The following is an 8,206-nucleotide window of genomic DNA, read 5'->3' as shown; positions in this document are numbered from 1 at the left end:
GTGCAAACGAGCGATGCTGGTCAACGCCGGACCGTTGTTCGGTTCGGTTTCGAGTGCCTTGGAGTAGCTCTCCATTGCCTTGGTCAGGTTGCCCGTCGACTCCCACAGTTGTCCGTTGGCAACGAAGACTTGCGGGTCGAGTTTGTCGGGTTGGTTCTCGAGCGATAGCGGGTCTTCATCGGCCCCATCGCTATCCTTCCCACGACCGAACCAACCGCCGATCGTGCTGGTGGTCTTGGCGACCATGCTTTTGGAGGCTTCGACCGTGCCCGAGGTCACCTTCGTGGTCGTGGAGACCAGCTTGCTCGGTGTTTCGCTTTCGGTCGTCGTTTCCGCTGTCTTGGCGCTGAACGGGTTCATCGAAGCGAGTGACATCGAACGACCGGCACAGCCGACCGATGATAGCGTAACGCTGCCGCCGATCAGCATGGTAGCGATCAGTTGTCGACGAATCGCACGCCGGGCAACGGCGGATCGGTCTCCGCGATCGGATCGAAGATCTTGATGATTGATTCGTGTGTCGTCCATGTTTCACACTTCGTTGAATGCGGGTGAAATGTCGAGCAATAGTCGACTGCGTCGAGGCCGCGGCGTTTCCGCCAGTTTCACGGCTCTCGTTTCTGTTTCAATGGATCGCCCAAACGGTTGCGAAGGCGTCCTACCATCATGAAATTCGGCATTACCACCGAAGCGTCTTGATCGACTTTGACGGATTGTCGGTTTTTTGCGGAAATAATCCTGCTCCCGGTAGGGGGGATCACCCTGATTGACCGCAATGCGGTGACCTTGCGCCATACCACCCGTGGTGCCGGTTGGGCAGTTTGCTCGCATCCAATCGGTGGGATAAACTTGCGATTGCTACGTCTTTTCTCGCGGTGAGGTCCGAATGAACGATCGACAATGGATAATCGGCTGCGATCGTGACGTGGACGTGCTGGTGCGCGAGAGTGTGGTTTCGAGACGACACTGTCGGTTATCGCTCCATGGCGGGCGGTACTTCATCGAGGATCTCGCCAGCCGCAACGGGACCTTCGTCGGCAAGAAGAGAATCGTGACGCGGACCGCGATCGATCCGGGCACGAAAGTGATGCTGGCCGATAGCGTGGTGATGCCTTGGCCGGACGAATCACTCGCCAAAGAGCAATTGCGGATCGGACGTTCCGATGCAAACGATGTCGTGATCGATGACGCGAGTGTGTCGGCGCAGCACGCCGTTCTTCTTCGTGATCCAAACGACGTGTGGGTCGTCCGCGACCTCAACAGCACCAACGGCGTCAGTCTGGACGATAGCGAGCCGATCAACTCCGCCGCTCGCGTCACCGCCGAAGACGTGATCCGATTCGGCAGCGTCGCTGAGACTCTCAGCAGCCTTCGACGAAACGTGGTGGCAAAACCCGTAGCGGTAGCGGCAGGTTCGGGGGCCTCCGACAGCGATCTGGCGCCCCCGTCCGGCGACACCGATACCAAGCCTCGGCCGAAATCCGGGGCACGTTCGTTCGGCGAAACGACGACATCCGCTCGCCAGCCAACGCCCATGGAAACCGCTCGCCAATTGTGGCGTTCGACTCCTCCGGCAATTTCCTATTCTCTGATCGCCGCCGCGGTGCTGTTGCTCGTTTTAGGGATGTGGGCGTTTCGCGGGGGCGATGCCGAATCGGTAGCAAGCGGATCTCCGGGCGACAACGCGATCATCGGGAACGATCCGAACGAGCTTTCCCCCGAGGGCGGAGCCGATCTCGGCGACGGGCAGGCTGGCGCGAATCTCGGCACCACGAATCAAAGCAACAATTCCGGCGAGCCCACGTCCGATCCTCCGTCGTCTCCTTCTAAGAGCCAAAGTGGCTCAGTCTCCGCCACCGCGAGTTCATCCGGTTCATCTGCATCCGGTTCAAATTCGTCCGCAACCGCCAACATTGAATCGGCGATCCGTGACTGCTTGTACCAGGTCGTCGCCGATTCCGAGGGCAACCGGTTCGCGTTGGGGCTCGCTTTGGCGATCGATTCGCACCGACTGTTAACGACCGGGAACATCGTCGAGAACCTGCAAGAGTTGGACGCGTCGATTGTACCCGCTTGCCAGCATCTCGCGGGCGATGATGTGATCGTGCTCGAGGCCTCCGCGATGCATCCGAAGTGGATGGAAACGCGGCGACTGGAACAACAGTACATCGAATGGCTGAAGCAGTATCGCGAACAAATGGATGAGTTGGCCCAAAGCGACGACCCCGAATCAAAAGAATTGCTCAAACAGCGTGATACTGTTTTTCGATCCGCGCTCGCCGCGCGCATGCTCGCTCGTGCCTACGACGTCGGTGTGATTCGATCGGAGGAGCCGCTGCCGAGATGCCTTTCCGCTTTGCAGGCTGACGCGACCGGTAAACAAAATGCGGGTGCCGTCTCGGCGCTCGAGTGGGTCGCGACGCCCTCCAAGTCACCTCGCCCGATGGCAACGCACCGACTGATTGGCGCGTTCGAGCCGGCTGAGGATCCCTACCTCGAGCCTGAATCGCCACTGACCATTCGGGAAAAGCAGGTCCAGGCACTCTTCCTGTTGCCCCGCCTGACAACCGACATGCCCCCGATCAGCGTAGCGAAGATCAGGGGTGAATCCAACGGCGAGTTGGACTTCTCCGGCGGTGTGATTCTGGACCGCCGAGGCCGCCTTGCCGGGCTCTATTCGATGCCGACACAGCTAGACGAGCAGCAACGACAGCGGGTCGAGAGTCTCGTTTCGGACGATGATCTGACGTTTGATTGGATTTCGATCGAAGTTTTGTCTCAATTGATGGCCAGTCCGTCATTACCATGGGTAGCAAACCAAACTACGAATACCAGTTCGCCGTAAAACAATTTCGAATCAGAGGATTGTTCGCCATGAACCTTCAGAACCTTCGCCATCCCGCACTGGCACAGGAATTCCGGCGATGGCGTGTTGTTGCACCGTCGCTCTGTGGAGCAATTCTGGTTTCTCATCTTTCCGTCGCATCGTTGTCCGCCCAGGAATTGCCTGGTCTCCCGGCGTTGCCCGGAATGCCCATCGCAGCCCCTCCCGCCGGCGACGCTGCTCCAGACGAAGACGCGGCGGTGCTGCCTGGTTTCCTCGATGTTCCGATCACGAACGAAGCGATCGAAACCATGCTCGTCGACTCAGAAATCGATCTCAACGACCGTGCGATGAAAGCGAATCGCATCTACGCGTTGGCCGAGATGTATCGTTCCTCGCGATCGTGGCACGGCGACTTCACCGGCTTTCGGGTTCGCAACTCCATCGCAACCGAGATGGAATTGAATGTTTGGAAGCAAGCGGTAGATGACTATTTCAACCGACGGATCATAAACCTCAAAGGCATCATGAGGGAGAAGGATGCCTATCAAGAAAAGGCCGATCAAATGATCCGGATCCGCCGCAACAACCAACGCCGCGTGCTCAGCCAAATTTATTCGAACCCTCGTTACGCGGGCAAACCAGAGAGCGTGATGAACGAACTCCTGGTCGGTTTTTCCAACACACCGATCGGATATGGCGTCGGGTTGGAAGAGTACTTTGCGTCCAACCCCAGTCACTCGCGATGGGACCTCAGCCCGGAAATGTTCGAGTCGCTGCGGGTGAAGAGTCCTAAGAGCAAAGGGGGACAACTCGTATTTTCACTCAGCGATCCGGTGCCTCTTAAACTCGATTGGTGGCCACCCGTATTCCGCGAAAAAACGTTCCAGGCCGCGATCCGAAACGTGCAGGCCGCACGCGATCAGTTGCTGTCGCTCAGCGAACAGAACCCGCAACTGCCGATCGAAGCGATCAACGCGTTTGATGACGCGATGCGGCAACTCGGTGTCGAGTTCTACAGCGTGTTCCCGCCGCCATGGCAAAACATGCCAACCGAACGTGTTCTCGAACTGATCGGCGCCGAACGGCATCTCGTTCAACTCAGCGAAGAGGTCGAGGCGATTCGCGACCGTGGCACGTTGAACGCCATGACCCGTGGTCAGTACTTCGATCCACTCAGGGATGGTGAGAACGCTGCGACCCTGATCGCTTGGATGACACGCAACGGAATGGAGTTCGCGCCGCCTCGTCCCGGACACGAAGACGCTTACCAAGCACTGATGGGACAAATGAAAGAGATGTTCGTTATCTTTGGAGAGCCTCTTCCAGACCCTGAGGCTCCTCTTCCGAAAACTAACCCACGCCGAGCCACCGACATACCGCGGCCGCAGTAGTTGGATGCAGTGATTGGGGACAGCGATGGGATACAGTGACGCTGCCAAAGCACACGAACCAATCGGGATTAACCACGTCGTTCACTCTCTCTGAGACTGAAACAAGCTTGGCGGAAACGCGAGAGCATTCTGAAATTCGACGTGTCCGACCCCAGTCGCTAGATTCACCAGAATTCAGACCGCCGGATTTCACGCACCGGATTTGAATGCCAACGAAGTCTGGCATCTCGGCTAAGTCATTTTGAAGTGCGTCCGAAATCTGCATGTCGTGACGCATCAGGCTAACGGATACCTGCATCGGTTGGCTTCTTGCCGGTCCTCGCGTACCATCCCCTCACTCTCTTCAATAAACCTGACGCCAATTGCGAGTGCGGGAAGCCTGTCGCGTTTGCACGGCAACATGACCGGCAAAGCATGAGTCGCATGGTCGCTACGATTCGGATCCGTCCATGACAAACAATGACGCAGCAGACGTAGATCATTCCATCCGCCGCCTGATCGACCGATGGAAGGCGGACGGCTTGATCGCGTCGAGTGACTATCAGCGGGAGATGACGTCAACCAACACGATCGCCGGACAGTGGGTCCAGTCTCATAGTGAACAGGATCCGTCGTCGCAGGTTTCGTCAAATCAGGCGGGGCTGCCTCGTCTCGTTATTGCCGATCACCAAACCCAAGGGCGAGGCAGATTGGGCAGATCGTGGGAGGCAAAGACCGACGGGCTCGCGTTCTCATTGATCGTTAAAGGGTGTCACGAATTGCTTTCGATCGCAGTCGGAGTCGCTGTCGCCGAAGCGATCGAGCACGTCGCCGCACCGGTGCGATGCGGGTTGAAATGGCCCAATGATGTCTGGATGAGCGGAGTCAAAGTGGCGGGAACGTTGATCGAGAGATTTGAATCGTCGGTCATCGATCCTGAGCACGCGGCGCCGGTTGCGGTGATCGGTATCGGGATCAACGTCAGTTCGAGTCCAACGCTAACAGACGCCAACGCAATCTCGATCGCCGAAGCCACCGGGAAGTTGGTAGGCCGGGCAACGTTGCTCGAAGAACTCATCCCCGGACTGATTCACCAAGTTGAACAATGCGATTCGCAACCCGATGAAGTCTTGGACGGCTTTCGGCGTCGATGCGCGTTGACCGGTGAAATGATCCGTTGTTCCGTCGATGGCAGTTCCATCGAAGGACGTTGCGAAGGGATCAACGACCGAGGGGAATTGCGGGTTCAAACCGAAACAGGCGAAGTGATTTGCCGCAGCGGTGAAGTCAACCGGGTGCGAAAGGCGTAATGTCGTTTGATGAATATTAGTCTGGCTTCATTGACGAACGATCGCTGTACGGTTTCCGCAGGGGAGCCGGTCGCATGCTAGTTACTGCCGCCGACAATGCCCACAATCGCAAATGGGCATTTGCGGTTGCCGCGTTGATTGCGATCGTTGGCTGTTTGTTGGCGACACTTTCGCTGTGGTGGTTGGTCTTGCTGCCGATCGCGGCTGGTGTCTTCTACTTCGTGCGTCGAAAGACGCGTCGGCGTTTCCACGTTCTTGCTCAGCCTTTTCCTGACGTTTGGGAAGCGACCTTGCAGTCGCAGGTCGAGTACTTTCGAAAGCTTTCGCCCGAGCGACAGGAGCGCTTTCGCAATCTCATGAAGGTTTTCCTTGATGAGGTCGCGATCACGGGAATTCGAACCGAGGTTGACGAGTCAATCCGAGCATTGGTTGCTGCCAGTGCGGTGATCCCCATTCTCGGGTTCGATGACTTTGAGTACTCCGGACTCGGCGAAGTCCTGATCTATCCCGGATCGTTTAATGAGCATTATCAAACCAGCGACCCTGCTAATGCCAGGACTTTGGGCATGGTCGGCGTCAGTCACCTCAGTGGCGTAATGATTTTGTCAAAACCATCGCTCGTGAAAGGTTTCTCGAATGCGTCTGACAAACGCAACGTCGGCATCCATGAGTTCGCTCACCTGGTGGATAAGGAGGACGGTGTGATCGATGGCGTGCCCCCCACCGTCGATACAGAAACCTATGACCCATGGGTTCGTTGGGTCGGCGAAGAGTTGCGGCGCGACGTCGGCAATGGCGAGCACATCGATGACTATGCCTATACAAACGAAGCCGAATATTTCGCAGTCCTCAGTGAGTACTTCTTCGAGGCGCCCGCCATCCTTGAGAAGAAGAACCCTCGTCTCTACCAGATGATGAAGGCGATGTATCACCAGAATCCGAAGCGGATACTCGGCAGCGGGCCACGACGCCGCCGAAAACGTGTCGGACGGAATTCACCCTGCCCATGCGGCAGCGGCGAGAAATTCAAACGCTGCTGCAAACGCAAATCAATGCAAGGGATCACCCAATCAAAGTAGCGGTCTCGTGGTCGATCGTCCGCAACCCATCCGCCTTGCAACAACTCTCTGACATCCAACCCCAAATCGCAACGGCACCTATCGATACTCTTCGTGGCATGCCGAGCAACTCTGTGTGATCGCACCCACCGATTCGCGTACGCCGTCAAAATCTTGGCGTTCGAGTGCCATCACCACTGAACGCGACGCTTCCGTCATCGCACTGCTCAACGCTTTGTAGTCGTCATCCTCCGAGTCATCCATTCCTTCCTGAATCAAGATCTCGCCAAGGACCGCGAGTAACTCAGCGTTGCGACGCACCACGTCAATGTTGTCCTTTGCGGAATCGGTATCGTTCGTGACGTCGCTCAAATCGTCGAGCACCAACTCCGCGTACTCCATCAACGGCGATCGGTCCGCAATCATCGACCAGTCGTTCTCATCTTCGCCCGCTTTGGCCACGGACAGCCCCGCTCCGGAAACGAGGTCCTGCAGATCCGCCTTCCGCAAACGGGCTTCGTTGTAGACCGGCGTCGATCCCGCGGCACAGTTTAACGCTGTTTTTGCTGTGATGTCGCGAGCCGTCTTTGCGTCGGATTTCCAACGCACGTCCCCCGAATATTCCGAGATGACTGCGAACAGCGATGCCAATACCGATAGATGCAAACGCGCGTCCTGGTAGCCGCCGCCGTTGAACGCACCCGGCGTCGTGATCACACCGTCGAATTTCAATTTGACGCGTTTGATTTCGTCTTCGAGAGAAACGGCCGAGATCAACTCGTTCCATTTTTTCTCAGTTGAATTTGATCCACTTTCCTTCGCCATGTTTGCTTGAGCTTGTGCCGCCTCCGCGTCACTCTTCTGCAAACTCGACAACGATGGTCGCTCTCCCCGCAGCGCCGACGAGAGATCGGGAAAGAAGACCCGCGATGTTGTTTGCTGATCGAAAACGGGCGGCCGAGCCCGCTGTTGCTGCGCGGCGGTTTCACCGGCACCGAGCGTCACGATCAAAAACACGAGAGTCGTCCAGACGGCGATTGAGCGGATGGGGAAAAGCATTTGTCGCATGAGGGCAGCTTGTCGCATGAGGCCAGCAAGGCGTGACGGTAAGAGGTATCCGGTCCGGTTCATCAAAACTCAACTCGGCTCGAAGCGGGATCCGCGTCGAGCTTCACGACCGATCGTTGAGGAATTCTTCCACCGCGTCCAAGAGCGGGTCGATCGTTTGGGCCTGAATCGGCCTTCTCGGTTGCCAGTCGAACCATTCGTAGGCTTCGTGTTCGGTCACCTCAATTTTAACGACCTCAGGCAACCAACCCAAAAAGTACCTGACGTTCTTTTGAAAAATGATCCCCGGTTGTTTCCGGTAAGTCACCTCGTATTGGATGTCGAAGCGAAAATCGTCCTCGATACGGCAATTTTCAGGCGAGATTCCCGTTTCCTCTCGCATTTCGCGAACCGCCGTTTCCAGGTAGGTTTCCTTCCCGTCACAATGTCCTTTCGGCAGATCCCAACGATCCGGGTGCCGCATCAGCAAGAACTGAGGATTGGCTGTTTCTGTCATCAGCAGGACTCCCGCTGCGCGGACAATGCCGTCTTTCGTTTTCTTTTTCTTGGACACTCAAAACCTCGATGATCCGA

6 protein-coding genes and 1 pseudogene are annotated in these 8,206 nt (G+C 56.8%); 4 read left to right on the top strand and 3 right to left on the bottom strand.

What is annotated here, in order from left to right; translation table 11 throughout:
* Positions 1-528 (bottom strand): annotated as a pseudogene (locus tag RSSM_RS22955) (hypothetical protein); the annotation flags it as partial.
* A gap of 358 nt (positions 529-886) precedes the next feature.
* Here RSSM_RS22955 and RSSM_RS22945 point away from each other — a divergent pair.
* From RSSM_RS22945 to RSSM_RS22930, 4 genes are all read left to right on the top strand, one after another.
* Positions 887-2,845 (top strand): FHA domain-containing protein, encoded by a 1,959-nt coding sequence (locus tag RSSM_RS22945; RefSeq protein WP_008684706.1) that lies wholly within the window; start codon positions 887-889, stop codon positions 2,843-2,845.
* Between the two features lie 29 nt (positions 2,846-2,874).
* Positions 2,875-4,218, top strand: a complete 1,344-nt coding sequence (locus RSSM_RS22940; RefSeq protein WP_008684705.1) for a hypothetical protein — start codon at positions 2,875-2,877, stop codon at positions 4,216-4,218.
* 449 nt (positions 4,219-4,667) lie between these two features.
* Positions 4,668-5,507: a biotin--[acetyl-CoA-carboxylase] ligase gene (locus RSSM_RS22935; RefSeq protein WP_008684704.1), complete on the top strand. Its 840-nt coding sequence runs from the start codon at positions 4,668-4,670 to the stop codon at positions 5,505-5,507.
* Positions 5,508-5,581: 74 nt separating this feature from the next.
* Positions 5,582-6,586: a zinc-dependent peptidase gene (locus RSSM_RS22930; RefSeq protein ID WP_008684702.1), complete on the top strand. Its 1,005-nt coding sequence runs from the start codon at positions 5,582-5,584 to the stop codon at positions 6,584-6,586.
* Between the two features lie 78 nt (positions 6,587-6,664).
* On the opposite strand, the gene RSSM_RS22925 is transcribed toward RSSM_RS22930, so the two are convergent.
* Together RSSM_RS22925 and RSSM_RS22920 are read right to left on the bottom strand one after the other, a co-directional pair.
* Positions 6,665-7,633 carry a cytochrome c gene (locus RSSM_RS22925; protein WP_008684699.1) on the bottom strand — a complete coding sequence of 323 codons (969 nt, stop codon included), beginning with the start codon at positions 7,631-7,633 and terminating at the stop codon, positions 6,665-6,667.
* Positions 7,634-7,736: 103 nt separating this feature from the next.
* Complete coding sequence (locus RSSM_RS22920; RefSeq protein ID WP_008684696.1) at positions 7,737-8,186, bottom strand: bis(5'-nucleosyl)-tetraphosphatase; 450 nt, start codon at positions 8,184-8,186, stop codon at positions 7,737-7,739.
* Positions 8,187-8,206 lie beyond the last annotated feature (20 nt).

Source organism: Aporhodopirellula sallentina SM41 (assembly GCF_000346505.1).
Lineage (GTDB): Bacteria > Planctomycetota > Planctomycetia > Pirellulales > Pirellulaceae > Rhodopirellula > Rhodopirellula sallentina.
The sequence above is the reverse complement of the archived record's forward strand: the minus strand, read 5'-3'. Positions and strand labels throughout refer to the sequence as shown.